The 24407-nt window shown below is 38.0% G+C and carries 21 protein-coding genes; 15 read left to right on the plus strand and 6 right to left on the minus strand.

Annotated features, from left to right (window positions below; genetic code table 11):
- Positions 1–30: 30 nt before the first annotated feature.
- Genes rsmH through murC form a run of 7 tightly spaced genes read left to right on the plus strand, consistent with a single transcriptional unit; the run spans position 31 to position 7659 of the window.
- On the plus strand, positions 31–975 hold the full coding sequence (rsmH, locus tag EHQ24_RS03230) for a 16S rRNA (cytosine(1402)-N(4))-methyltransferase RsmH (protein ID WP_135600268.1): 945 nt from the start codon (positions 31–33) through the stop codon (positions 973–975).
- Positions 963–1316 carry a hypothetical protein gene (locus tag EHQ24_RS03235; RefSeq protein ID WP_135600269.1) on the plus strand — a complete coding sequence of 118 codons (354 nt, stop codon included), beginning with the start codon at positions 963–965 and terminating at the stop codon, positions 1314–1316. Before rsmH ends, EHQ24_RS03235 begins: the two co-directional genes overlap by 13 nt.
- The gene (locus EHQ24_RS03240; protein WP_135600270.1) at positions 1316–2842 is read left to right on the plus strand and encodes a UDP-N-acetylmuramoyl-L-alanyl-D-glutamate--2,6-diaminopimelate ligase; all 1527 of its coding nucleotides are present in this window, start codon (positions 1316–1318) and stop codon (positions 2840–2842) included. Before EHQ24_RS03235 ends, EHQ24_RS03240 begins: the two co-directional genes overlap by 1 nt.
- 10 nt (positions 2843–2852) lie before the next feature.
- Positions 2853–3965, plus strand: coding sequence for a phospho-N-acetylmuramoyl-pentapeptide-transferase (mraY, locus tag EHQ24_RS03245; protein WP_135600271.1), 1113 nt, complete (start codon positions 2853–2855; stop codon positions 3963–3965).
- Between the two features lie 23 nt (positions 3966–3988).
- Positions 3989–5137 (plus strand): FtsW/RodA/SpoVE family cell cycle protein, encoded by a 1149-nt coding sequence (locus tag EHQ24_RS03250; RefSeq protein ID WP_135600272.1) that lies wholly within the window; start codon positions 3989–3991, stop codon positions 5135–5137.
- A complete protein-coding gene (locus tag EHQ24_RS03255; RefSeq protein WP_135600273.1) occupies positions 5134–6219 on the plus strand; it encodes a UDP-N-acetylglucosamine--N-acetylmuramyl-(pentapeptide) pyrophosphoryl-undecaprenol N-acetylglucosamine transferase in 1086 nt (361 codons plus the stop codon). Before EHQ24_RS03250 ends, EHQ24_RS03255 begins: the two co-directional genes overlap by 4 nt.
- 12 nt (positions 6220–6231) lie before the next feature.
- On the plus strand, positions 6232–7659 hold the full coding sequence (murC, locus tag EHQ24_RS03260) for a UDP-N-acetylmuramate--L-alanine ligase (protein WP_135600274.1): 1428 nt from the start codon (positions 6232–6234) through the stop codon (positions 7657–7659).
- On the opposite strand, the gene EHQ24_RS03265 is transcribed toward murC, so the two are convergent.
- The 3 genes from EHQ24_RS03265 to EHQ24_RS03275 are packed head-to-tail and all read right to left on the minus strand — an operon-like array spanning position 7654 to position 10673.
- Positions 7654–8754, minus strand: coding sequence for a 5-(carboxyamino)imidazole ribonucleotide synthase (locus EHQ24_RS03265; RefSeq protein WP_135600275.1), 1101 nt, complete (start codon positions 8752–8754; stop codon positions 7654–7656). The two genes, murC and EHQ24_RS03265, sit on opposite strands and share 6 nt — an antisense overlap.
- A gap of 11 nt (positions 8755–8765) precedes the next feature.
- The gene (gene purE / locus EHQ24_RS03270) at positions 8766–9263 is read right to left on the minus strand and encodes a 5-(carboxyamino)imidazole ribonucleotide mutase (RefSeq protein ID WP_135600276.1); all 498 of its coding nucleotides are present in this window, start codon (positions 9261–9263) and stop codon (positions 8766–8768) included.
- 30 nt (positions 9264–9293) lie between these two features.
- Positions 9294–10673, minus strand: a complete 1380-nt coding sequence (locus EHQ24_RS03275) for a UDP-N-acetylmuramoyl-tripeptide--D-alanyl-D-alanine ligase (RefSeq protein ID WP_135600277.1) — start codon at positions 10671–10673, stop codon at positions 9294–9296.
- A gap of 51 nt (positions 10674–10724) precedes the next feature.
- Here EHQ24_RS03275 and EHQ24_RS03280 point away from each other — a divergent pair, with 51 nt between their 5' ends.
- The 3 genes from EHQ24_RS03280 to EHQ24_RS03290 are packed head-to-tail and all read left to right on the plus strand — an operon-like array spanning position 10725 to position 13975.
- A complete protein-coding gene (locus tag EHQ24_RS03280) occupies positions 10725–11765 on the plus strand; it encodes a Gfo/Idh/MocA family oxidoreductase (RefSeq protein WP_135600278.1) in 1041 nt (346 codons plus the stop codon).
- Positions 11762–13396: an ABC1 kinase family protein gene (locus EHQ24_RS03285; RefSeq protein WP_135600279.1), complete on the plus strand. Its 1635-nt coding sequence runs from the start codon at positions 11762–11764 to the stop codon at positions 13394–13396. The genes EHQ24_RS03280 and EHQ24_RS03285 overlap by 4 nt, the downstream gene beginning before the upstream one ends.
- Positions 13397–13414: 18 nt before the next feature.
- Positions 13415–13975: a lipoprotein signal peptidase gene (locus EHQ24_RS03290; protein WP_135600280.1), complete on the plus strand. Its 561-nt coding sequence runs from the start codon at positions 13415–13417 to the stop codon at positions 13973–13975.
- A gap of 80 nt (positions 13976–14055) precedes the next feature.
- Here EHQ24_RS03290 and EHQ24_RS03295 read toward each other — a convergent pair whose 3' ends face one another.
- Entirely contained in the window at positions 14056–14766 is a 711-nt protein-coding gene (locus EHQ24_RS03295; protein ID WP_135600281.1) for an amidohydrolase, read from the minus strand.
- A complete protein-coding gene (locus EHQ24_RS03300) occupies positions 14766–16667 on the minus strand; it encodes a hypothetical protein (protein ID WP_135600282.1) in 1902 nt (633 codons plus the stop codon). The genes EHQ24_RS03295 and EHQ24_RS03300 overlap by 1 nt, the downstream gene beginning before the upstream one ends.
- 112 nt (positions 16668–16779) lie before the next feature.
- Between EHQ24_RS03300 and EHQ24_RS03305 the strand changes: the two genes are divergently transcribed.
- From EHQ24_RS03305 to EHQ24_RS03315, 3 genes are all read left to right on the plus strand, one after another.
- Complete coding sequence (locus EHQ24_RS03305) at positions 16780–17568, plus strand: AAA family ATPase (protein ID WP_135600283.1); 789 nt, start codon at positions 16780–16782, stop codon at positions 17566–17568.
- Position 17569: 1 nt separating this feature from the next.
- Positions 17570–18772, plus strand: coding sequence for a VWA domain-containing protein (locus tag EHQ24_RS03310; RefSeq protein WP_135600284.1), 1203 nt, complete (start codon positions 17570–17572; stop codon positions 18770–18772).
- Positions 18773–18833: 61 nt separating this feature from the next.
- Entirely contained in the window at positions 18834–20180 is a 1347-nt protein-coding gene (locus EHQ24_RS03315) for a PrsW family intramembrane metalloprotease (protein WP_135600285.1), read from the plus strand.
- Positions 20181–20187: 7 nt separating this feature from the next.
- Here the strand turns inward: EHQ24_RS03315 and EHQ24_RS03320 are convergent, their stop codons facing one another.
- The gene (locus tag EHQ24_RS03320) at positions 20188–21303 is read right to left on the minus strand and encodes an LB_137 family protein (RefSeq protein ID WP_244310282.1); all 1116 of its coding nucleotides are present in this window, start codon (positions 21301–21303) and stop codon (positions 20188–20190) included.
- A gap of 28 nt (positions 21304–21331) precedes the next feature.
- On the opposite strand from EHQ24_RS03320, the gene EHQ24_RS03325 reads away from it, so the two are divergent.
- Together EHQ24_RS03325 and EHQ24_RS03330 are read left to right on the plus strand one after the other, a co-directional pair.
- Positions 21332–22849 carry a SpoIIE family protein phosphatase gene (locus EHQ24_RS03325; RefSeq protein ID WP_135600286.1) on the plus strand — a complete coding sequence of 506 codons (1518 nt, stop codon included), beginning with the start codon at positions 21332–21334 and terminating at the stop codon, positions 22847–22849.
- Positions 22846–24399: a tetratricopeptide repeat protein gene (locus tag EHQ24_RS03330; protein ID WP_135600287.1), complete on the plus strand. Its 1554-nt coding sequence runs from the start codon at positions 22846–22848 to the stop codon at positions 24397–24399. Before EHQ24_RS03325 ends, EHQ24_RS03330 begins: the two co-directional genes overlap by 4 nt.
- The last annotated feature ends 8 nt before the right edge of the window (positions 24400–24407 follow it).

Below are 24407 nucleotides of genomic sequence, written 5' to 3' on the forward strand. Positions count from 1 at the left end.
TTTTGACAGGTATACAGTAAGAAAGTAACAGTGTCAGAATCACCTCATATTCCCGTACTTCCCAGAGAAGTCATCGATTTGCTACAAAAAACGGAAAACCCTGAACCGTTGTGGTTCCTTGACGGAACTGCCGGTGAAGGTGGGCATTCCAAACTCATCTTACAGACCTTTCCTAATGCCAAACTCATTTTGATTGATCGTGACTCTGTCATGTTGGAACGAGCTAAAAAAGAAATTTTATCTGTGGTGGGTTCCCTTGACCGGGTGTATCCTTTCCAAATGAATTTTTCAGAAGTAGACAATGAACTTTTGGAATCTTTGGGTTGCCCTGGACTTGACGGTGCCCTCGTTGACTTAGGTGTTTCACTTTTTCATTTTTTACATTCGGGTCGTGGGTTTACTTTTAAAAATGAGGAACCCCTAGATATGAGACTGGAACCCCAGGTGGGAATGAAAACTGCCGCTGATGTAGTTAATTACAGCACAGTCCTCCATTTAAAAAAAGTGTTTTGGGAATATGGAGAGGAACGTTGGGCCTTAAAAGTTGCAAATAACATTGTACAGTCGAGGCATAAGAAGAAATTTGAAACCAACACGGATCTTGTCAAACTAGTTGAGGCATCCATTCCTAGAAAGTTTTGGCCTAAGGAATCACACCCCGCCACAAGGATCTTCCAAGCACTTCGAATTGAAGTCAACGAAGAGCTGTTACACGCTGAAAAAGGAATTCGAACGATTGCTTCTTGTTTAAAAATGGGAGGAGTTTTTGCATGCATTTCCTTTCACTCTTTAGAAGACCGAATTGTGAAATGGACCTTTCGAGACCTAAAAGCAAACGACCAGTTTGAAATTTTGACAAAAAAACCGATCCTCCCAACAGACACAGAAATCAGAGAAAACCGTGCCTCTCGGTCTGCAAAATTAAGAGGCATTCAAAAAATCGAACCGATATTGAAAAAGAGATGGGAAAAGTGAAAGGAAAAATAGGGAACATTCCGGGGCAAATTCTGGATTTTTTTTCTCCGCTAAAACCTGCTTTGGTTTTGTTTCCCTTTCTTATCTTCTTTTATTTTGTTGTCTGGCAAGGCCTAACCAAAGCAAAACTCGCTAGACAAATCCACGAACGAACTTCCACAAAAGAAGAACTAAAACGTAAAAACGATGAACTAAAAATTGGAATCGTGGCTTATACCTCCGCCGAACGAATCGAAACTCTCTATCGTCGAACCTACCAATTTTTACCCATTAGTTTAGGAAACCGAACGGTAACTATCGAACTCCCGCCCATCCCCAACTTGGATCCCAAAAACAAATAATGAAATTATCTGAAATCATCAAACGAATCCCCGAAATCAAACTCATCCAAGGGGATAACTCTCTGGAAGTGGATTATATTTGGGGAGACAGTCGCAAACTAAAACCAAAGGATATTTTTGTTTTACCAGAAGATTCCATAGAAAGACAAGAATCCTTTTTGGTGATGGCCAAAGAAATTGGTGTGAAGGTTGTCCTGGTATCCAAACGCCATTTGAAATTAAAAGGATTGGAATCCTTTCCAGTGATCCTTGAAACAGAAGATCCAGCGGGAGAAGCACATGGGAAAATAGCCTGCTTACTTGCAGGAAATCCCGCCAAAAAACTGAAGATTGTGGCGATCACAGGCACCAACGGAAAAACCTCGTTAACCTTTATCCTTTTCCACCTAGCAAGAAAAGTCGGAAAAAATGCGGCTCTTATCGGAACCGTACAAATCCAAATTATGGATAGAGTTTTAGAATCAGGATATACAACTCCCGATGCTTCCTCTCTCAACCTTCTCCTCAAACAAATGTTAGAAGAAGGAATCGAATATGTGTTTATGGAAATGAGTAGCCATGGACTAAAACTCGGTAGAGTTGCTGGATTAGAAATTACTTGTGCTGGATTTACGAACCTCACCCAAGACCATTTGGATTTTCATTCCAATATGGAAGATTATTTTGAAAGTAAGTTTAAAATTTTTCAATTATTAGAACAATCTTCAATAAAAAACAAATTTGGTCTGGTTGCAGGTGATGTTCCTTTTGGATCCGAGATGATCCAAAGAATCGAAAAGGCAAAATTAAAATCTCCGATTTATATCTTTGGAAAAGCAGGTGAATTCAATTTCTCAAACACTAAACTTTCGTTATTACATAGTGAATATAGGTTTCATAAAAAATCTAAAAACTTACCCTTTGTAGAAGTTCGTTCGATCCGAACCAATCTCCTTGGAAATTTTAACGTTTTTAATACTTCTTTCGCACTTGCGATTGCTTATGAACTTGGATTCCCTTGGGAAGAAGTAATTTCTTGTTTGGAGAACATTCCCACAGTTCCCGGTAGGTTTCATGTGGTTCCGTATCCGGACAAATCAAGAATTGCAGTTGTGGATTATGCTCACACTCCTGATGCCTTAGAAAATATCTTAAAAAGTTGTGTGGAAATCTCTCCCAAACAAATCATTTGCCTTTTTGGTTGTGGAGGGGATAGAGACCGCACCAAACGTCCGCAAATGGCAAAAATTGCAGAAAAATTAGCCGATTTTGTCATTCTTACTTCTGATAATCCTAGAACAGAAAATCCAGAATCCATTTTAGATGAAATAGAAGCCGGTTTTTCGCGTGGTTTCAAACGATATGAAAAAATCACTGATCGCAGAGTAGCAATCCAAAGGGCAGTTTCGCTTTTGGAACGAGATGGGATTTTGGTAGTAGCTGGAAAAGGGCACGAAACCTACCAAATCATCGGAAAAGAAAAAACAAAATTTGTAGACTTCGAAGAAATAGAGAATGCTTTTCAAAATTTAGGATTTAGTCGATAGGGGAAATAGAATGTTCCAGTGGATTTATGAATCGTTTGGAAACGATTACGGTTTTTTAAGAGTATTTAGTTATGTTACGCTAAGGGCAATGATGGCGGGCCTTACTTCTATGTTCATCACCTTTCTTTTTGGAAAGGCATTGATTTCTTTTCTTCTCTCTTTAAAATTTCGAGAGTCTGTTCGTAACGACGGTCCTCAGTCCCACGCAGCAAAATCGGGGACTCCAACGATGGGTGGACTCATCATGATTCTTTCTCTGACCGTCTCTACTTTGTTATGGGGAAATCTTTCTAACTTAAATGTTTTGTTATTACTAATTTCAGCCATTTTATTTGCAGGCCTTGGATTTACTGATGACTATATGAAGTCCGTAAAAAAAATCAAGGGAGGGATGAGAGCAAGAACCAAATTTCTTGTGACCATCTTCTTTGCGGTTTCCATCACCACTCTCTATTTCTATTTTACTGGGAAATCCAATACAATTGCGACTAAAGGTGTTGTTTTTACAATCACCGATTTGTTTTTACCTTTTGTCAAAGGTCCAGTTTGGAATTTGGGACTACTCGCAGTTCCTTTTGCCATCATCGTACTCATTGGTAGTTCTCATGCAGTCAATCTTACCGATGGACTTGATGGACTGGCTTCAGGTACGGTTGTAATTGCGACTGCAACTTTTGCTCTCATTTCTTATGTATCAGGTACTCCATCAGCGGCAAACTATTTACACATTCCTTATCTACCGGGTTCCCATGAGTATTCAGTTTTCCTTGCGGGACTTTCTGGTGCCTTACTTGGATTTTTATGGTTCAATTGCCATCCAGCCCAAGTATTTATGGGTGATACCGGTTCTTTGTTTCTTGGATCCACACTCGGTCTTGTTGCCATTATGTTAAAAAAAGAAATCCTCCTTGTGATCCTTGGGGGGATTTTTGTAGCAGAAGCAGTCAGTGTGATTTTGCAAGTGGGATCATTCAAACTCACCGGCAAACGAATCTTTAAGATGGCTCCCTTACACCACCATTTTGAATTGTCTGGCTGGTCCGAAGAAAAGGTTGTGATTCGATTTTGGATCATTGGAATTATCCTTGCCATCATCACTTTATCCACTCTGAAGATACAATAGTCGACCAAGGTCAAACAGAAAGAATGGAAATTTATAGGTCGATTCAAAACCTCTTTCGATTTGGAACTTCGAGGTTTGATGGGCCAGCTCTGTATGGAATTTTTTTTCTTTTTGGAATGGGTGTTGTCGTGATGTACAGCGCCTCTGTCATTCCGGCGGAAAGAGAGTTTTCTGATTCCAATTATTATCTAAACAAACAATTGTTATGGGGAATGATTGGCATTTTTAGTTTTTTAGTTTTTAGCCAAATCCCATACCAATTTTTAGTTAGGTGGTCTTTCCTATTTTCTGTTTTTAGTTTGTTACTTCTAATTTCTGTTTTTATCCCCGGACTTGGAAAATCGGTGGGAACTAGTTATGGAAGGAGTTTCAATCGTTGGATCCAAATTGGTGGGATTCAAATCCAACCATCCGAATTTTCAAAAATTAGTATTTTGCTTTTTTCTTCTTATTTTTTTTATAATTTTGATTTCAAAAAAGTAAAATGGGATCGGAAAAAAATTGTCTCCGTTCTTTTAATTTTTGCCACCTTAGTTTTGATTGTGATAGAACCTGCCTTTGGGACGACAATCGAACTCCTGCTTGTTTTATTTTTCTTTGTGTTACTTGCTGGGTTTCCCATGAAACGACTCTTTATTTTAGGTGCCTCCGTATTGCCTCTACTTGTCGTTCTTGTCACTCAAGTGGGATACAGGAAAAAACGTTTAGAGATTTGGCTTGATCCTTATAAATTTCGATTTGATGAAGGCCACCAACTTGTGACTAGTTTTCGTGCATTTTTTGATGGGGGAAGTTTTGGTCGTCCCGTCGGCTCCGGTTATGCGCATCGTTATTTGGCCTATAGCCACACTGACTTTGTGATGGCTTCCTTTGTTGAAGATTTTGGTTTTTTAGGGTTTTTTGTATTTTTAACCGCCGTAGTTTTTCTATTCCTTAGGATTTATTTTTTACTCCTACGCACAAAAGACAAACTCGGGTTCTTTCTCGGATCGGGGATTCTGATCCTTTTTGGATTCCAAACCATATTGAATTTATTTGTCATCACTGGGATTGTACCTGTGACTGGAATTTCCCTTCCGTTTTTAAGTTATGGGGGATCATCACTCATCACAATTTTTATCCTATTCGGAATTCTTGCCAACATCACAAGTAAAGAGAATTTGGTATTATGAGTGGTTCTTTATTGATTGCAGCCGGGGGAACCGGTGGGCATATATCTCCTGGTGTTGCACTTGCCGAAGTTTTGGCAGAGAAAATTTCTTCCTTTGGATTTGATGCAGTTTATCTACATTCTCTAGTTCGTAACAAAGACAATCCGGATCTTTTGAATCCTCCATGCGAAGTAATTTGGCATAATGTGCCTCAGTTAGGTGGTCTAAAAACGCTAGTTTATCCACTTTTGTTTCTTTTTCCTTTTATTAAAACCATCCTTCTTTTTCACAGGTTAAAAGTAAGGGCGGTGATTGGGATGGGAGGGTATTCCAGTCTTCCTTCGATCCTCTATGCCATTCTTTTTCGCAAACAATTGTATCTTTGTGAACAAAATTGTGTTCCAGGAAAAATCACTCGTATCTTCTCTCGTTTTTCTAAAAAAATTGCCTTTAGTTTTCCATTGAGTGCTGGTTATGCGATTGAAGGAAAAACAATCGGAAATCCCATACGGAAACGTGTGATCCCTGAACACTTAAATATCCGCCAAAACGAAAACTTACATGAGGGCAAAAAGAATACAGTGAATGTACTTGTTCTGGGCGGTTCTCAAGGGGCGAGACAACTCAACCAAATGATTCTAAAAACTATGGAGAATTCAGAGATTGCATCGAAATACAAGTTTCGATTGCTCACTGGAACTTCTTTGTATGAAGAAACAAAATCTAAATCTTCCGGGAATGCAGAAATCATTTCTTATGCCAATGATATGAAACCCAATTATGAATGGGCCAATATTGTGGTAGCAAGGTCTGGAGCGGGAGTTCTTGCGGAATGTTTGGTATTTGGTCTTCCTATGATTCTCATTCCTTATCCATTTGCTGCAGACAATCATCAAAAAGAAAATGCCAATTATATCGAATCACAAGGTGCTGCGGTTACCATTCATTCCACATCGGAAGATCCAACAAGACTTGTACAAATTTTACTCGGGTGGAAAGACCATTCTGAAATTTTAAGAGAGATGGGTCATACATCCTTAGCTCTTTCGAATGTGAATGCAGCTTACCAAACCGTTTCGTATTTTTTTACTGATAAAGATTAAAGTGATCCCTCGATGAAAGGTCCGATTTTATTTTTAGGAATTGGTGGTAGTGGGATGTCGAGCCTTGCCCATATGGCTCTCGACTTAAAACTTTCTGTTTTTGGTTATGATCAAAAAAATTCAGATACAACTAAGTATTTAGAAGAACGCGGAGCCATCATTAAAAACGAAATTTCAGAAATTTCCTTTGAGGGAATGGAGATGGTTGTATACAGTTCTGCCATTAATGACAAACACAAACAAGTGTTTGATGAAATTAAAGAAAAAAATATCCTCCTCAAACATAGATCTGAATTTATGCACCTTTTGGTATCCAATCAGAAGTCAATTTCTGTTGCCGGTAGCCATGGCAAAACTTCCACAACAACCATGGTTTCCCAAATCCTTTCGGAACAAGGGTATGACCCCACCATTATGATTGGTGGCGATACAAGCCTCCTAGAAAAACGTGGGGGAAAAATGGGAGAGGGGAAGTTTGCTGTTTATGAATCTGATGAATCCGATGGTACTTTTTTAAAACATAAAGCACAAGTTCGCCTTCTTACTAATATCGATAACGACCATTTAGATTATTATAAAACTCGCGAACGTTTAGAAGATGCTTTTTTTGATTACATGGGTTTTGGAGTGGAAGGAACCACTGTGCTTTATGCATCAGATCCAGGAATTCGGGATGTGCTCCTTCACAAAACAAAAAATACTGCCATCCATCCTAATTTCAGACTTTACCTTTGTTTAGATTTAGAAGATACAAAATCAGATTGGTTCCTAAACTTAAAAACAAACTTACTGGATAAACTTACGTCTGTTATTTATCAAATCGAAGAGGATCGCTTGGAATTTGAATTTCCGGGAGATGGAAAAATTTCGCTCCACTTACCATACCCTGGAGTCCATTATCTCACCAATGGCCTTGTGGCAATCGTAGGTGCATACAATGCAGGAGTGTCTCCCAAAGTATCAGCAGAGATTCTTTCTCGGTATATTGGAGTGAAACGTAGACAAGAAACACTTGGGGAATGGAAGGGGATTACAGTAATGGACGATTACGGTCACCATCCCACAGAAATTGAAATGGTGATTCGTTCTCTTAAGAATAAATTAAATTCTAAGGGAAGGCTCGTTGTACTTTTCCAACCACATCGTTATACCCGTACAGAGTTGTTACTTAAGGAACTAGCCAAGTCTTTGGAAAATGCCGACCTTCTTTTTCTTTTACCGATTTATTCGGCAGGCGAAACTCCAATTCCAGGAATCACACATGAGTCTTTTATTCCTTTTTTAGATAAAGAACATACTGAATTTCTAAAAGGGGAGATGGATTTGGATCTTTCCATCATCCAATCCAAATTGAAAAAAGATGATCTATTACTTTGTTTAGGTGCCGGTAATGTAAGAGACTGGGGCCTTCACTTATTAAAAGAAAACCCTAAATTATAAATCATGGAAGAGGGGATTTACTTCCTCTAAACTTCCCTTAAAATTCATATGTCCCATCTTTCTTCCGATTTTAGCATCTTTTTTACCATAAAGATGTAATTGGTATCTATCATCTTTTAAGAGAGTTCTTGCAATAACCAAACTTTCCTCATAATCATTTCCAAGAATATTTTTCATTAGAGTTGGCTTTGGTCTAACGTCTGTTGGGGGAAGATTTCCTGTAATGGCGGATACATGCAAGTTAAATTGAGAAAGACTCTGGCAATCTTGAGTGAAATGCCCCGTATTGTGTGGTCTAGGAGCAAATTCATTTAGATACAAGTGATTGTCTTTTAAAAAGAATTCTACTCCTAAAGTTCCCACATAATCCAAAGAATCTGCAAGTTTGGAGGCCATTTCAATTGCTTCCAAATTTAAAGCCGTGGGAATTCTCGCAGGATAAATTGAAAGATCTAGAATATGGTTTTTATGTTCATTTTCCACAGCACCATAACAAACAATCTCTCCATTTTGAAAACGTGTGAGGATGATACTAATTTCTTTTTGAAAAGAGATGACTTCCTCAACAAGATATTCTTCTTCTCCCCTTGGAAAAGCGGATGCTAAAAATTCTTTGTATTTTGTTTGATCGGCAATTTTTACCTGACCTTTCCCATCATAACCAAACCTTAGAGTTTTGATGATCCATGGATAGGGAATAGCGATTTCAAAATTTGACGTATCCTTTGTTAGGTGAAAAAATTCAGCAGTTCGAAATCCTAATTTTCGGAAATGCGTTTTTTCCAGAGACCTATCTTGGGCGATGATAAGAGCTTTTGGAGGTGGGAAAATTGGAGTTTGTTTGGATTCAGTTTCTAAAAATTCTAATGTGGACTTGGGAATGTTTTCAAATTCAAAACTTAAAACATTCACTTTGGAAAGAAATTCTTTGATTTCAGATAATGATTCGTAAGAGGCCACAGTCGCAATCGCACCAGCTTTCGCGGAAGGAGATTCTTTGTCTGGGGAGTAACAATGAAAATCATAACCCAGAGGAAGGGCTTCCAAACACATCATTTGGCCAAGTTGTCCAGATCCCAAAACACCAATTTTCATATTTTTTCTCTTTAAATGAGTTCGCTATTTTTTGAAAGAGCCAGGTTTCGATTTTTGATTGCATAAGATTCCAATTTTTCATGTAAAGAAGAATCCAATACAGAAAGAATACGAACCGCAAGTAAACCTGCGTTTGCTGCACCACTCGTTCCAATAGCAAGTGTTGCCACGGGAACTCCCTTTGGCATTTGGACAATGGAAAGTAGGCTATCCATTCCATTCAAAGCCTTGGATTGAACAGGAACACCTAATACGGGCAATGTGGTTAATGACGCTGTCATTCCAGGAAGGTGGGCAGCACCACCAGCACCAGCAATGATCACACCAAATCCATTTTGTTTTGCTTGTTTTGCAAACTCTACCATTCGTTCTGGCGAGCGGTGTGCAGAAACAATTTCTTTTTCAAATGGAATTCCAAACTCTGTCAAAATATCACAGGTTTCTTTCATGGTTTCCCAATCGGAATGAGATCCCATAATGACAGCTACTTTTGGTAGATTTGTAGGCATACGTGTAATTTAGGAAAAGGCATTTCTTCATCAACCCTTAAATCTTTCTAAGGCTGCGACAATTCTTTCCATTTTCATCGATCTAGAACCTTTCACAAGAATTACCGATTTTTTGGGAATGTTTGATTTGATAAATAAAATGAGTTCCTCTACATCCGTAAAATTCAAAGCGCCCGGAACTTTTTTTACCATAGCTTTTGTTTCTTCGCCAAACCCAAGTAAGATTCCCTTTTTTAAAGAATGAATTTCTTTTCCTACCTGTTCATGGTAGTACTTGGAAAATTTCCCTAGTTCCTTCATGGATCCAAGGATCCAAACAATATTTTGATTCTTTGCAAATTGGTCAGCGGCTCCAATACTGGATAACATAGATTCTGGATTGGCATTATAACAATCATCAATGATGGTATAATACCCTCGATTGATATTCAACCGTTTGTCAGGGCTTTTGTATTTTTGAATGGTGTTTAAGATTTGGTCTACATCAATTCGAAAATGGAGGCCAACAGCAAACATTCCGCGCACATTACTCAGAAGTTTTTCACCTGGAAGTTTCCATTGGATTGTTTTTTCCTTCCATTCCAAAAGAAACCCATTCGTTTCCTTTTTTTTCACTTTTAGGTCGGGATTTTTTTTATGATTCCAAATTACTAATTTTATGTTTTGTTTTTTGGTTCGGAGTTTGGCCCGATTTAAAAAATCTAAATCATCAGGAACAAATAGTACCGAAGATTTTGACATTCCATTGATGATATCAATTTTTTCTTCTGCAATGGCTTCCCTGGATTTTAAATTTTCAATATGGGCAGATCCAATATTTGTAATGAGAGCATGAGTGGGTTCGGCAATTTTTGAAAGTCGGTCGATTTCCCCCCGGTGGTTCATACCCAGTTCACAAATCGCAACTCTTGTTTCTTCTTTGATTCGAAAGAGGGTAAAAGGGAGCCCAATTTCATTATTGTAGTTTTTTTCCGTAACCACCAGAGATTTAGAATTTAAAAAACCGAAAAGTCCACCTAACAAATCTTTTGTTGTGGTTTTACCCGAAGACCCAGTGACAGCAAGAACAATCGGTTGAAACCGTTTCCTATGGTAATTGGCAAGAATTCCTAATGCCTGCAATGTGTCTGGAACGATAATGGCCTTTGCACGTTCGGAAGTGGAAAGTTCCTTTAAGATGGGATGATTCTTTTCGCAAAGGAATCCGGAAGCACCTTTCGAGAGGGCATCAAGAATAAATTCATGCCCATCTCTTGTCCCTTGTAAAGGTACAAACAAAGTCCTGGGTTTTGATTCCCCTGAGGAGGTTGTGATCCAATCAAATCTTGGATTCTCTTTCCGTTCCCAATGTAAGTCTTTAGAAAACAAACTTAGAATAGTTGACAGGGAATATTCAAATGGTGCGATCATAGCTTCTACGCCAGTTTCTTTCAGAAAGAAAGATTTGGAAGAAAAAGATAAATGAAAAGATCCAAAATCAAAACCATCCTGATCGGTCTAGGACGGATTTGTTCCGGATTGGAAGCGGATCCTTTTCGAAAAAAACCCTGCACACACATGGGGGTTTTACAGTCGGAATGGGGCAGGATGCGGTTTGAGTTTGTACTAGGCCTCGACAGCAAAGAAAATCAATCCGATCGTTTTCATTCCCTTTGGAATGCCAAAACAGAAACCATTCCGTCTGTTCCAAAAAACACAAAATTGCCGGACGGGATCGAACTAGCTGTCATATCCACTCCCAGTGTATACCATGAAGACTGGGCCCTTCACTGCATCCATTCTGGGATCCCCAATTTACTCATTGAAAAACCAGTGGCTTTATCGGAATCGGGAGCCAAACGAATCCAAACAGCGGCAAAAAAACACAAAACAAAAATTTGGATCAACCATGAAAGGCGTTACCACCCAAGTTACAGATTTGTGAAAGACCACCTAACAAAAGGTACTTTTGGAAATCTAAAATCCATTCGTGCTTCAGTCTTTACATCGGCAAAAAACCCTGGCCTTGCTTTTTCCCAATTAGGAGGAGGGCCACTCCTACATGATGGAACACATGCAGTGGATCTCATCCATTGGATTTTAGGAAAACCCAAATTAGTAGATGCTAAATTAGAAATTCCTAAAAAGGGAAGTATTGAATCACGAGCCGTCGCCTGGTTTGAAACTAAAACGGGTGTAGAAGTGTTTTTAGATGTTTCTGGAGAAAGGGACTATTTTCAATTTGAACTGGATTTGCATACAGACACGCACCGGATCATCTGTTCGAATGACGGATTTGAATTTTACAAGTCCGAACCTTCTAAATTATACAAAGGGTTTCGCAGTTTGGTTCCTTACGCGCCAAAACAATTTCCAAATCCAGAAACTTCCAATGCATTTATAGGAATTTATGATGAAATCTTCCAAGTTATCCGTGGCAAAAAACAAACGATGGAAGGAACAATCTCTGACAATGTTGAGATTCTAAATTTAATAGAATCCATTTATAGGCGAAAACGATGAACTCGAAAAAAAACAGGTCTATCTCTATTTATTCTTTTGTACTTCGCACTTGGTTTGAATACCTAGTTCTAACAAAAATCAAAAAAAAACTTCGAAGTAAAACAAATTATGAATCACTTAGGATTCAATTTTTAAAAAGAAAGGGGCAAGAAACAAAAAATCTTTTCTTTCAGTTAGGTGGCGTTTACATCAAAATTGGCCAGTTTGTTAGTAATTTATTCCATATTTTACCGGAAGAATTTTTGTGGGAACTCCAAGACTTACAAGACAAAATTCCACCTAGGGATTTCGCAGATATCGACAAACGTTGGATTCTTGATTATAAAAAATCCATGTCTGAAATTTTTACCGATTTAGACAGAATCTCTTATGCAAGTGCGTCAACCGCCCAGGTCCATATTGGTTTTTACAACGGCAAAAAAGTAGCCATCAAAACATTGTATCCCGGAATCGAAGAAGATGCCATTAGAGATTTAAAAACATTGTCTCGCGTTTTATGGCTCATTGATCAGTTTGTATTTAAAATCTCAGCCAAAGAAGTTAGCGAACAACTCACCATAATGATTCGTTCCGAACTTGACCTTCGTAGCGAACTAAAAAACCTCAAATACACCAAACAATTATTTGCATTAGAAAAAGACTTCTTTTTTCCAAATCCCATCGAGGAACTTTGTAACAAACATACATTAGTCACAGAGTTTGTAGAGGGAAAAAAAATATATGAATTGAATTTATCCGAATCTCACACAAAAAAGAATCCCCATTTAGAAAAACTCATCAGAGCCTATATTTTAATGATCTTTGATTACCGGTTCTTTCATGCAGATCCTCACCCAGGGAATCTTATTTTTATGGAAACGGGAGAACTTTGTTTTATTGATTTTGGTGCGGTTCAATCCATCTCAGAAGAAGAAACTCGAATTTTAGAAAGAATACTAATCGGTGCTATGCGAAAAGATTACCACTCGATTACAGAATCCTTATTTGATTTGGGTGCTGTTACCGATTCATTGTCCAAAGAGGAACTGATTCAAATAGTTAAATATTCCCTAGAAAAACTAAATCGAATTTTGGATTCTACGGATCACTTTCGAAACATTGGTTTTGATACACTTCGTCCCACAGAAGACCTTCGTTTTTTAAAGGAAATCCAAGTGAGCTTGAAACGGCTTCTTTCTAGCTTAAAACTTCCGCCAAATTTTTTAAGTTTACACCGCGTACTCGCTTTGTTACTCGGAAATTTCTCGTATTTGGATCCCACTCGGTCTATGATTGATTATGCTGAAAAACCATTTTCACAAATAGTTTTAAAAGGCAGTTCCTTAAAAAAACTTTGGAAAGATGAAGGAGAGGAATTTATCACCAGTCTATTTTCTTTACCCAAGGAATTTAATGAATTTTTATACAAATGGAACCGCGGTGAGTTCCAAGCTCCCGACGCAACCAAAAAGGAAGAACTTCGCTTAAAAGAAATATTTACCTTTGGTGCCTTGGGTTCGATATTTTTCTTTTTCGGAATGTATTATTCGGAAAAATTCTGGAAAGAACCAAGCATATTATTTTATATACTATCAGGACTTAGTTTTTGGTCACTTGCCAAATCAAGTTTGCAGTATTGGAAACAAAAATAAACGGACTCTCTCTAATTTATGAATCTACCTAAAACCCCATTTTTTTCAGTATTTAAACCAGGATACCTTGCTTTTGTAGCATTTGGACTTTTTTTGGATTTAACTTCCAAATACGTCATCATAACAAAAATGTTAGCTCATGAAAGCATTCCCGTGTTAGGTGATTTTTTTAGACTCTCATTAACTTTTAACACTGGTTTTGTATTTGGTCTTTTTCAAAACAATGCACTTCCTTCTCTTTTTGCAACAGGGTTTGCCATCATTTTTTTAATATTCTACCGTTGGCAAAATGCTGATTTAGGAAACGCCTGGGGTTGGAATTTTGTAATGGCTGGTGCGTTTGGAAACTTTTTAGATAAATTTTTTGTTAAAATCCCAGGAGTTGGGTTTCGATTTGGATTCACTCCGGAAAAACCTGGAATCGAATTCATTGGAGTTGTGGATTTTTTAGACTTTGAATGGCCTGATTTTTTACTTTTTGACCGTTGGCCTGCCTTTAACGTGGCAGACTCTTGTGTTTCCATAGGAATTGTGATTCTACTATTGACTATGGATTGGAAAGAACTAGATAAAAAATAATTCCTTCCTCTTGTTTACGACAGACCACTTAAAACGAAAAAACAGAAATTTTAAGTGGTTTGATTTTCCTTTCCAGTAGTTTATAATAAATAACTTCTCATCACATTGACTGATAAAGTTTTTAATACATCTTTATCTTCCTCTAATTTTCCCACTTTCCAATTGATTCCAGAGGGAGAGGCATAAAGACTTCTTGCTGGTTTCCCTTCTGTGGGGCCACAAACACGAATTAAATGGATGGATTTTTGTTTTGCGAGTGATTCAAAGAAGGTTAGGTCTTCTTCATAAGATCGTTTTTCTTCAGCATTTGAGAGATAAAATACGATTTCAATATCTTCTTTTTTAAATTCATCCCAAATGGATTCGTTTTCTAAATCTTCACCCACAAGTAGTCCAAATCGTAATCCTCCCATGATAAAAATGGATTCCGTTTTTCCTTTCACTACACCTGGTTCTTTACTTTGCGAGGGCGATTTTTTTTCATAAAAATCAACGAGCACTAGGGATTGGACAATGGGAAGGGCTGAAACCAAATTTCCTTCCTCATTTTTTCGGTAGTGAGTTCCACCTAAAATAACACCAGAAAAACTTTCAGAAATTTCAAGTAATTGGTCTTGGTATTCCTTTTCATGTTTGGAGGCAATTTCTGGAGTTTCTCCTTGAAAAAAATGAGGAAAACCTTCTGGCAAAAGTAAAAAATGGGCCTTTGTTTGTTGGATTTTAGAAATTTCTTCCGAGCCAATGCGTTTGTGAAGGTTCTTTTGGTAAATTGCGATTTTGATGACTGCCATTAAAAGGGATCCCCGGTTGGTATTATGTCATCATCCAAAGGGTCATCCGAACTGTCATTTTTTTCACTAGAAAGGGACGAATCAGAAGAATCGACACTATCCAAATCTTCCTCTAACTTGGAAGCTTTAGGTTCTAGAGCATCCTTTTCTAAATTGGCAAGTTCTGAATCATTGGCTTCTGCCGTTGTATTCAATTCAACACCGAATGATGATTTCATTTGTTCCGGTGTGAGTTCCACAAGACCTCCAAAAAGATCTCCCGTTTCGATGCGATCATAAAGAGCCATCAAATAACAGTAGGATTCCATAATGCACTGTTTGACTGGTTTTTTATTTAACCTTTTGCGCGACTCCATCGAATCCAAGGTCAAAACATCATTCATATTTGCTACGATTTCCTTTTTGCCTTTCATATCTTTGATAAGAACTAGAAGGGAATCCCTGGACTTTAAACTGAATTCTTTGATGGCCATTCGCACTGTTCTTGACTGGCCTGTGCGTTTTTGTTCAATCCCTGTTAGTTTTTTTGAGGCTTCAATATAATTGGCACCGGGATTTGCTTTGTGTTTATCTAATTCTCTAATGATATCGTTGTAAATGCGGAACTGGTCAATGATGGTTCGTGTTCCCTCATAAATATCCAACATTTTTTGACGGTAATCCACCTTAACCCCGTTAACCGAACCGGGTTTGATATCAATTTTTTTGGTGGTCATGACAAAAGAATATTCATCATCAAATTCGTAAAAATAGAATAGGGCGAGTAAGGCTTTGTCCGAATCAGGAATATGAGCAAATTCATTTTTGGGATCAAATTTTTTACGAAGTTTTGGAATGGAATACATTTGCATTAAACGCAAACCATATGCTTGTTCCTTGGATAAGGTAACCTCTTCCTCTTTTTTATCCTCTTCCTTCGTTTCTTCGTTTTTATCTTCTTTTGTTTCTAATGGTTTTCCACCAGGAACATTTTCTCCCGATTTTCTTTGTCCCGGTCTATCTTCTGGGTTAATTCCTAGAAGATTTTCCATATAACGAGAGATTAGCGGAATGTTTTTATTTTCCCCTCTTAGAACCACGAGATACAATCTGTCAAAAAATCCTTCAAAAAGAGTGTCAATTTCTTGGGTGACCTTTCTTTTTTTATTCGCATAAATGAGAGAAGGTTTTCCTTCTAATTTTTGTAATTCATCATAAGCTTGGACAAATGATTTTTTTAAAGTTTCTTGGTAAGGATAAAGGATGTACATCCTTTTAAAAAGTGCATAAATAGGACCTTTCACTCGTTCAATGGCAACAGGTGATTCTGGAGCCACCATTATCGGATCTGTAATATCTGTTAACTCAGGACCATTATACAATTTTTGTCCCATAGCAAGAAGTTCCACAAGGAGAGGATTGATTCGGTCAAGTGCTTTACTGAGTTGTGGTGAGTATTGTTGGTTGGCTAAAAGTTCATTCCCACTGTATTGCAATTCGATTAATGCTTGTTTAGCGCGAATGCTAAAGTCATGCATAAATTTCGGCGTGAGGTCACTGGTTCCGAAAGGTGTGACCCGAGCAAGCCAACATTTGAGTTTGACTGCGAACCTAGCGGAGAAACTACTGATCTCTTTTTCGTATTGGGCCTTGGAATCAATTTGAGATTTTGAAGGATTGGAATCGGATTTGTTTTGGTTTCCTCCCCGACTGCCTGAACGACCCTCGTCGTTACCTCGAGAGACCGTACTCGTTCGCACCTTGGGTTCCGGACGGTTCTTTTTGTCCTCTTCCCTTTGGGGTTGTTTTTCTTTTACAACCTCACCTCCGGCACTGACAAACTTGTTGAACATATCCTTTCTTGCGGAATCGTCCAGTTTCCCTACGCCAATCGCCCGTTTCGTATTATCAAAATCGCCCATAATTTACTATCGTTCCAATTCCTCAATATGGGAATTCAATTTCTTACAAAAAGCAATTTTTAGTGGATTCCCCTGTTTTTCCGAAAAGATTGGAGTCCAAAAGGTAGAAACCATGGCTGATTACATCCTGTCCGAAGATCTGAAAGAAGCGGTCCAAGTGGCAGAAATTACAAAACGACCGCTCCTCCTCAAAGGAGAACCAGGAACGGGAAAAACTCTCCTCGCGAGTTACCTTGCGGAAACGAAAAAACTTCCGTTTTACAGATGGCATATCAAATCCACAAGTCTTGCCAAAGAGGGGCTCTATTTTTATGATGCTGTCTCTCGTTTGAACGACTCCCGTTTTCCAGAAGAGGAAGCAATGCACCGAGTGAGAGATGTAAAAAACTACATTCGGTTGGGTGCTCTCGGGGAAGCATTTTCTCAAAATGAAAAGGCTGTAGTTTTAATCGATGAAATTGATAAGGCAGACATTGAATTTCCAAACGACTTACTTTTAGAATTAGACAAAATGGAATTTTTCATTCCAGAAACCAAAGAACATATCATCGCTAAAGAAAGACCCATCGTCATCATCACATCAAATAACGAAAAAGAACTCCCCGATGCATTCCTCAGACGATGTATCTTCCATTACATTGAATTTCCGAAAAGGGAAGCAATGAAAGAAATCATTAAAGCCCATTATCCTTCGATTGAAACTGAATTTATGGAAAAGGCTCTCGCTATGTTTTATTCCATTCGTCGGATCGAAAGTTTAAGGAAAAAACCTTCCACAAGCGAACTTCTAGATTGGATCCAAGTATTACTCGTTTCTGGAGAAACTTTGGATTCCAGTAAAATTCCTTTTGCAGGTTCTTTATTTAAATCAGAAGAAGATTACCGAGTCCATTTGAACTAATATGTTTTTAGATTTTTTTTACAATCTGCGCCGAGAGACTGTTCCTTGTTCTACGGGAGAACTCATTGCGTTCTTAGCCAGCGTAAGAAAACTCACAGATCCTTCCGGGTATATGAATTTGGATCAACTGTACCGCGTGGGAAGACTCAATTTTGCAAAAGACCTAAAGTTTTATGATAGTTATGACATTGCCTTTACTAGAACCTTTGGAAGTTGGAAAGAAGAAAGAATCCAATTTAGAGACACACTATTCCAATGGTTAGAGAAAAACATTCCCAAACACTTAAGCGATTCTGAAAAAGCCAATGCTCCCCATTTGAGTATGGAAGAGGTGATTGAAGAATTAAAAAAACGATTGGCTGAACAAAAAGAACGCCATGACGGAGGGAACAAATGGGTGGGAACTTCTGGCACCTCACCCTTTGGAAATTCAGGATTCAATCCGAATGGAATTTCTCTTGGTGGGAATACGGAAGGAGAAGGGAGTCGTTCGGGGGTTAGTCTTTGGAACGAAAGAAAGTACAAAGCGTACCGTGAAGACCAAATTCTCGATACAAGATCCATCCAACTTGCTTTAAAAGAACTTCGGTTTTTAAAAAAGGAAGGAAGAAGGGAACTCCATGTGGACAAAACCATTGATCGGACTTGTGAAAATGGAGGCGAAATAGAACTCATCGAAGAAAGAGAACGTAAAAACTCCCTTCGTCTCGTTCTCATTATGGACATTGGAGGGAGTATGACCCCTCATTCCGATCGGGTGAGCAAACTATTTAGTGCCAGTCGTGGTCTTTATCATTTCAAAGAAGTTCATAATTATTTTTTCCATAATATCTTTCATGAGTATCTCTATGCGGATCACGAATTTCAAACCCGAATCTCTCTCAAACAATTTGAAGAAAAATTTCGAAAGAACACAAAACTGATCTTTGTTGGTGATGCTTATATGGCACCCTATGAACTGATGGGAACACCTTACAATCCTTATGCCTACAACCGCGCCAATCCCAATGAAAAAGAAAGAAAGGCAAAAAGTGGACTCGAATCTCTCAAAGAACTAGTCGGATACTTTCCTGAATCAGTTTGGTTAAATCCCGAACCAAAACATTTTTGGGGGGCGCCAACGATAGAGGCCATTGAAGATGTGATCTCCATGTTTCCACTCACCATTGAAGGGCTTAGAAAGGCAGTAAAAAGTCTGACTTAATTGCCGATTCGTCAGCAATTCTCATTGATTTTCAGGGTTTTTTAGCCGTTAATCATATTAAATGATCAGTCAAATTTCGCTATCCAGCTTGGTCATTTTTCTCATCAATTTTTTAACCTTAGGTTTTTATTATTCCTTTTACCGGTTTCATTTTTACAGATATACCGAATCCTTTTTGCAATACACTGCCTTCGCCTTTTCTTTTTTTAGCGCCGGTGTTGCCATTGGGTTACAAGCGGGATTATTACAACTCGTTCCGAGTGGTGGACCAATTTGGACTGCCTTTTTTTTATCTTCTTTTGTGGAAGAGTTTGCCAAACTACTAGGGATCTATTTATTTTTCAGAAAGAATCAAGATGAGTTTACAGTTACAGACGGAATTTTTTACGGCCTCGTGTTAGGTGGTGGCTTTGGTTTTGTCGAAAATATTTTATATTTTATTAACACAGGTCTTTGGTCTCAAGTCCTTCGTTCCATCACGGCACTTCCCATCCATATGATGAATGGAGGAATTATCGGCGCTTACTTAATGATGTTTTTATTTCATAAAAATCCTGTTTTTAAATGGGGGAAATTGACCTTCGGATTTTCTGTCTGTGTGGCAATCCATGGATTTTATAATCTCTCTCTCTCTCAAGAAATTAATTTACTTTTTGCGCTTCCGATTTGTATCCTTTCGCTTTTCTTTTTACTTGAACTTACCATTGCTAAGTCAAGGATTCTTGTTCCGGGACATATTTTAAAATTAATGAATATGACTATGGAACAATATGAAATTCTAAGCCGCCACAACCGTCATGAAGGTTGGATTCAAAACATTCAAAAACATATCTCTACAGACGGAATTCGACTTTTACAATACCCAAACCTTCGACACACCATTCTCACTGTATTTTTTTTGGTACCAGGAATCTTTTCCGTTTATTTTCTATATGATTCTCCCCATCTGATTTCACAAAAATTTCCCGATCTAGCCATCGAAAATTATTTTGCACTTTTTTTCATTTACCCTATCGTTTTATCTTTTATGTTTTTCTTTGCAGGTGTTTTGAACCCTTATTTTTTTAGGGACCGAATGCTTGCAGTTCCTCTCTTTAGTTCTGTAGATTTACATACAAAGGATTCAGAAGAAAATTCAGCAATTTTTCATATCCAGGCCAATATGTTTTATCTTCCAACTTCGCAAATGTATCCCGAAAACACAAAAGTGAAATTTGATCTTTGGATTGGTTTGGATTGTTTTGTTGGCCTATCTGGAACCATCCTTTGGTGTAAGGAAAACGAAGAAGGAAATTGTGGGGCTATGTGTCAATTGGATGAAATCCCATTTCAATTTCTTTTCAAATGGCATTTCCTAAGATTCAAACAAAACTTTAAAAATTTATTTTTACGTCGAGCATTGGTTTGATCAAAATTTAAAATTTTGATTCAAAACTAAATCCATAAAACAAACTTTCATTTGGTTTCTGGAACTGGTTAGTGTTAGCGGCTCCAAAAACATTTGTATTCGGTTTCATGTCTAAAAATGGTTTTAGATACACTCCATTTGCATTTGTATGTGCATTTTCCTTTTTAGTTTCCATGGTTCCCAAATAAAAACTATCAATCAAACTATATGTGATGATGGAAGTAAACGCGACAGAATACATAAGAAACCTTTGTCTATGGAAATCATAACGATCTGTATTTAGAGTGTTGGCAAAAATAAAAACCCTGCCATCGGAAGTAGGAATGTATTCCATATCATTGTTGATTGCATTTACAGAGGCATTGTATTCGTATAACATTCCTAAGCCGGAAAGGAGGGCACCGCTAAAAATAAAAGCAGCCTTACCATATTTTTTTTCGGTTATGGGTGAGTAACCGGGAATGACCTTGGGAGTTTCTTCTTTGATCACTTTGACAATGACTGATTTGTTTTGGATTTCAAAAGATTTAAAGTCCAAAATATCTACAGATTCCAATGTTTTCGCTTCCGTTTCGATGATGATTCTTCCGCGTTCCAAGGTTTTGAAATTTCCAACCAGTTCCTTATCTCCAAATACCCATTTACCTTTAACTCCTGGTTCGATGTATCTTTCCATTGGGAATCCGGATTCCGCACTGACTCTTAAAGTAGAGATTTTTTTGATTGGAATGACTTCTAATTCTAAGGGACTACTTTTTTTGGAAAAACTAGCGCTTGTTTTATTTAATTTGGTAAGGACAAGGTCGCAGTCTTCCACCCCAAAGGTTTTATAATCGGCACAGACCGGGAGGCCGTCGTATCCCACATCAATCCCTAGAACATCTGCATTTAAAAATTTATAACGTTTTCCTTGGTCTTGCCACTCCACATGAGTTGCCGTCACGTTCACGACCTTTCCATTCAGTACTTCCCCTGATTTTAGCCGGATCTTATCTGCCAAAACAGAAGACCAACTAAAACCAACGATGAGTAGGGTTAGAATGACCCGAAATCGGGTGAGAAAGGATATGTAACTGCCTAAAACCAATGGGAAATTCTCAATTTTGTGATAGATTTCTATCACTTAATTATCGACAATACTAGTAATTGCCGTGAACAAAAGCAAAATCAAAACGACGAATTCCTTACGCTTTAAGATTGGACTCTTTTATTCCCTTCTTGCCTTACTCAATATTATCTTTTTTACGGTGATGATCTTCGAAAATCAATCTGACTTACTTCTCAAAAACTTCCAGTTTCAGTCAGAAAACCTTGCCAACACCATCCTTGCAGACATCCAAACCATTGGTCTTTCGGGAGAAAGGGATGAAACCTATGATGTTTTTCGCAAAACTTTGAAGTTATACGAAATCGGCAAATTTTCCATTTTCGAAGCGGATGGGAAGGTCATTTTGTCGGAACCAGAGTCTGCCACAGCCGAAGTCACAATCAAAGAATCTGTTTTGAAAAAAACTAAAGAAGTTTCCTCCGACAAAGAAGGAAACCTGTTTAAGGCTCGTTATAGTTTAGAACTGAATGAATCTGACTTTACCGTAGATTTTTTATTACCAGTCAAACTTTCTGATTCCAGAGAGGTTTTCCTTTATACTCATTTTAATATTTCGTCTATCCAAGATCGATTGAAACAACTTTACATCCAAGTTGGATACGCCGTCCTTTGGGGGGTTGTGTTTCATATCATTTTTGCAATTTTAGTGTATCGTGCCATTTTCAAAAGAGTTGGGTCTTTGGAAGTTGCATCCAAAGGTATGGCTACTGGAAATTTGCAATCTAGAGTGGATTGGAATTTTAAAAGTAACGATGAGTTGGATAGTTTAGGAAAGTCATTTAATTTAATGGCAGATGAAATCCAAAACAAAGTAACAACCATTACGCGATTAAACGAAGAAATCAACCAAGAACTCCAAATCGGAAAAGAAGTGCAGGAACTGTTTTTACCTTCTGTTAAAAAATTCAAAAAATTTAACATCGGAAAATTATATAGACCAATGAGAGAAGTTTCTGGTGATTTATACCAATACTTCCAAGTTCCAGAAAAAGATTTTTATGGATTCTTTTTAGCAGATGCGTCAGGTCATGGTGTATCAGCCGCTCTTGTAACGGTTGTTATGGCTATGTCTCTACAAGCCATCATGAAAGACAATCATTCTGCCATCCAAGCCATAAACCAACTGGGTGAAGTCATTGCTAACAGATTACAAGCCTCCTTTTTTGCCACTGGAGTTTTTGTAGTTTTCGAAGAACCTGGTGTGGTTAAGTTTGTGAATGCAGGACACAACGCTCCTTTTATTGTACGTCCATCCACAAAAGAAATCACATACATTGATAGTTCGGGTCCACCACTTGGAATGGGAGATGACATCCAATATTCGCTCGATTCGTTCCCGGTTCTTCCTGGAGATAAAATTGTCCTTTATACTGATGGAGTGGTTGAAACTCCCATCAAAGAAGGGGGACTATTTGGATTAGAAAGATTCACTGAAATCGTTCTAGAAAACATCCATCTTCCCAATTCAGAAATAGTAGAAAAAGCAATGGAATTACTCGAAGAAAAACATGAGGAATATAAGGATGATGTAACAATGATCATTCTTGATGTACCGGAATGAGAAAGTTTTTCTTTTTTTCTCTTTTTTTCATTCTGTTTTTTTTCTTCGCAGTGGCTTCTCAAGCCATCGTCAGTGTTAAATTGCAAGAACTTAGGTTTGGTATTTTAAGAGACCAACTAATGAACTACCAACTCTCTTCTAAAACCTTAAGAGAGCGTTTGAAACAAATGTTCCTTTCCAAAGACGATTATATGTCTGAAGTAAAAGTGAATATTTTGGAATCAGGAATTATGAATTCCGAAACAGAAGGTTTGGATTTAAAAATGGCAACACTCGACCGGTTTGGTTTATATGTCATTAACTCCGTCCGGTTTTTAAATTTTAAACCAGCACTCGAACTGGAAGAACAACAAAATACAATCATCCGTTTGCAATTTGCCTTTTATATGGAAAGGACAAGAAAATATCCTATTGCTTCAAAAAAATACCAAGAGTTAGAAGATTCGATCACCTCAGCTTTATCAGATGAAATGGCATTTACCCTCCTTCACCATGGATACTGTTTGGTGATGATGGGGGAAAGAGAAAAGGCCTTTGTCAAACTTACCAAAACCATTGATTTGTTTCCGGGGACTCACTACGCAGAAAATGCCAGCCTTCTCATTAGTTTTTTAGAAGAAGGGGAAAAGAAAAAAGAAGAATTAAAAAACAAAAAAAAATCTCCGGAAGAGTTGGCTTATTCTCTTTTCCAAAGTGGAGATTATGAAGAAACTCTAAAAACTTTAGAAAATATCCCTATTCTCACAAAAGACCAGTCCTATGTCAAAGCACGTGCCATGGAAGAACTTGGAAAAACTTCCAGTGCTGTAAAAGAATACATCCAACTAGTAAAACAGAAAGATAATAAAGAAGTGGCAATCCGGGCCAACAGACGGCTGTTACTGATTGGAAATTTTTACCAAGAAAACAAATCCCTTGTTGCTTTTTCGAAAGAAGAGGCAACCAAGTTAGGTGATACAAAAGCTGCCGAAAATATTGAAGAAGGAAAAAGTTTAGTTTTAAAACCTGTCATCATTGAAAAGGTATTAAAAGCAGAAACTCCAACCAATCTCTCTGCCGAAGAAACCAAAGAACTAAACCAAATCAAAGAGAACATCAGAGAATCACTAGAAGATTCCACAGGGGAAACTAAAAAACTTGCCCTCGTTGTATCAGAAGAAAAAATCCCTCTGGTTCCAGAAAATCTATCAGAACCAGAGCCTAAAAAAACACTCATCCCAGAAAACGTAGCCGTAAAAAAACAAGTCCCAAAAACTCCCGCGAAACTCAAAGTCAAACTGCGAGACGGTCGAGAAGTGGTATGTGATGAAGTTAAAATCGAAGGAAACCTGGCCATCTTACAACTAGGTTCCTTTGGTCTGAATTTACCTTACGATTTGGTGGTTTCTGTAAAAGTTTCCGGAGGTCCGAGTCAGATTAAACTCGTCACTGGATCAGGAGAAAAACTGGAAGCTGGGCAATGGATCCAAAACGAAAACGGAGACTGGACAAAACCTAAATCAATGGACGCGCCAGTAGTGCGCACGGAAGTGAAATCCTTCCGGCTTTAAGGAGAGAG

This window comes from Leptospira noumeaensis, from assembly GCF_004770765.1.
GTDB classification, from domain to species: domain Bacteria; phylum Spirochaetota; class Leptospiria; order Leptospirales; family Leptospiraceae; genus Leptospira_A; species Leptospira_A noumeaensis.

Excerpts from the sequence above, each read along its gene's own strand:
- EHQ24_RS03235 (WP_135600269.1), top strand. The coding sequence starts at position 963 with ATGGGAAAAGTGAAAGGAAAAATAGGGAACATTCCGGGGCAAATTCTG.
- EHQ24_RS03240 (WP_135600270.1), top strand. The coding sequence starts at position 1,316 with ATGAAATTATCTGAAATCATCAAACGAATCCCCGAAATCAAACTCATC.
- mraY (WP_135600271.1), top strand. The coding sequence starts at position 2,853 with ATGTTCCAGTGGATTTATGAATCGTTTGGAAACGATTACGGTTTTTTA.
- EHQ24_RS03250 (WP_135600272.1), top strand. The coding sequence starts at position 3,989 with ATGGAAATTTATAGGTCGATTCAAAACCTCTTTCGATTTGGAACTTCG.
- EHQ24_RS03255 (WP_135600273.1), top strand. The coding sequence starts at position 5,134 with ATGAGTGGTTCTTTATTGATTGCAGCCGGGGGAACCGGTGGGCATATA.
- murC (WP_135600274.1), top strand. The coding sequence starts at position 6,232 with ATGAAAGGTCCGATTTTATTTTTAGGAATTGGTGGTAGTGGGATGTCG.
- EHQ24_RS03265 (WP_135600275.1), bottom strand. The coding sequence starts at position 8,754 with ATGAAAATTGGTGTTTTGGGATCTGGACAACTTGGCCAAATGATGTGT.
- purE (WP_135600276.1), bottom strand. The coding sequence starts at position 9,263 with ATGCCTACAAATCTACCAAAAGTAGCTGTCATTATGGGATCTCATTCC.
- EHQ24_RS03275 (WP_135600277.1), bottom strand. The coding sequence starts at position 10,673 with ATGATCGCACCATTTGAATATTCCCTGTCAACTATTCTAAGTTTGTTT.
- EHQ24_RS03280 (WP_135600278.1), top strand. The coding sequence starts at position 10,725 with ATGAAAAGATCCAAAATCAAAACCATCCTGATCGGTCTAGGACGGATT.
- EHQ24_RS03285 (WP_135600279.1), top strand. The coding sequence starts at position 11,762 with ATGAACTCGAAAAAAAACAGGTCTATCTCTATTTATTCTTTTGTACTT.
- EHQ24_RS03290 (WP_135600280.1), top strand. The coding sequence starts at position 13,415 with ATGAATCTACCTAAAACCCCATTTTTTTCAGTATTTAAACCAGGATAC.
- EHQ24_RS03295 (WP_135600281.1), bottom strand. The coding sequence starts at position 14,766 with ATGGCAGTCATCAAAATCGCAATTTACCAAAAGAACCTTCACAAACGC.
- EHQ24_RS03300 (WP_135600282.1), bottom strand. The coding sequence starts at position 16,667 with ATGGGCGATTTTGATAATACGAAACGGGCGATTGGCGTAGGGAAACTG.
- EHQ24_RS03305 (WP_135600283.1), top strand. The coding sequence starts at position 16,780 with ATGGCTGATTACATCCTGTCCGAAGATCTGAAAGAAGCGGTCCAAGTG.
- EHQ24_RS03310 (WP_135600284.1), top strand. The coding sequence starts at position 17,570 with ATGTTTTTAGATTTTTTTTACAATCTGCGCCGAGAGACTGTTCCTTGT.
- EHQ24_RS03315 (WP_135600285.1), top strand. The coding sequence starts at position 18,834 with ATGATCAGTCAAATTTCGCTATCCAGCTTGGTCATTTTTCTCATCAAT.
- EHQ24_RS03330 (WP_135600287.1), top strand. The coding sequence starts at position 22,846 with ATGAGAAAGTTTTTCTTTTTTTCTCTTTTTTTCATTCTGTTTTTTTTC.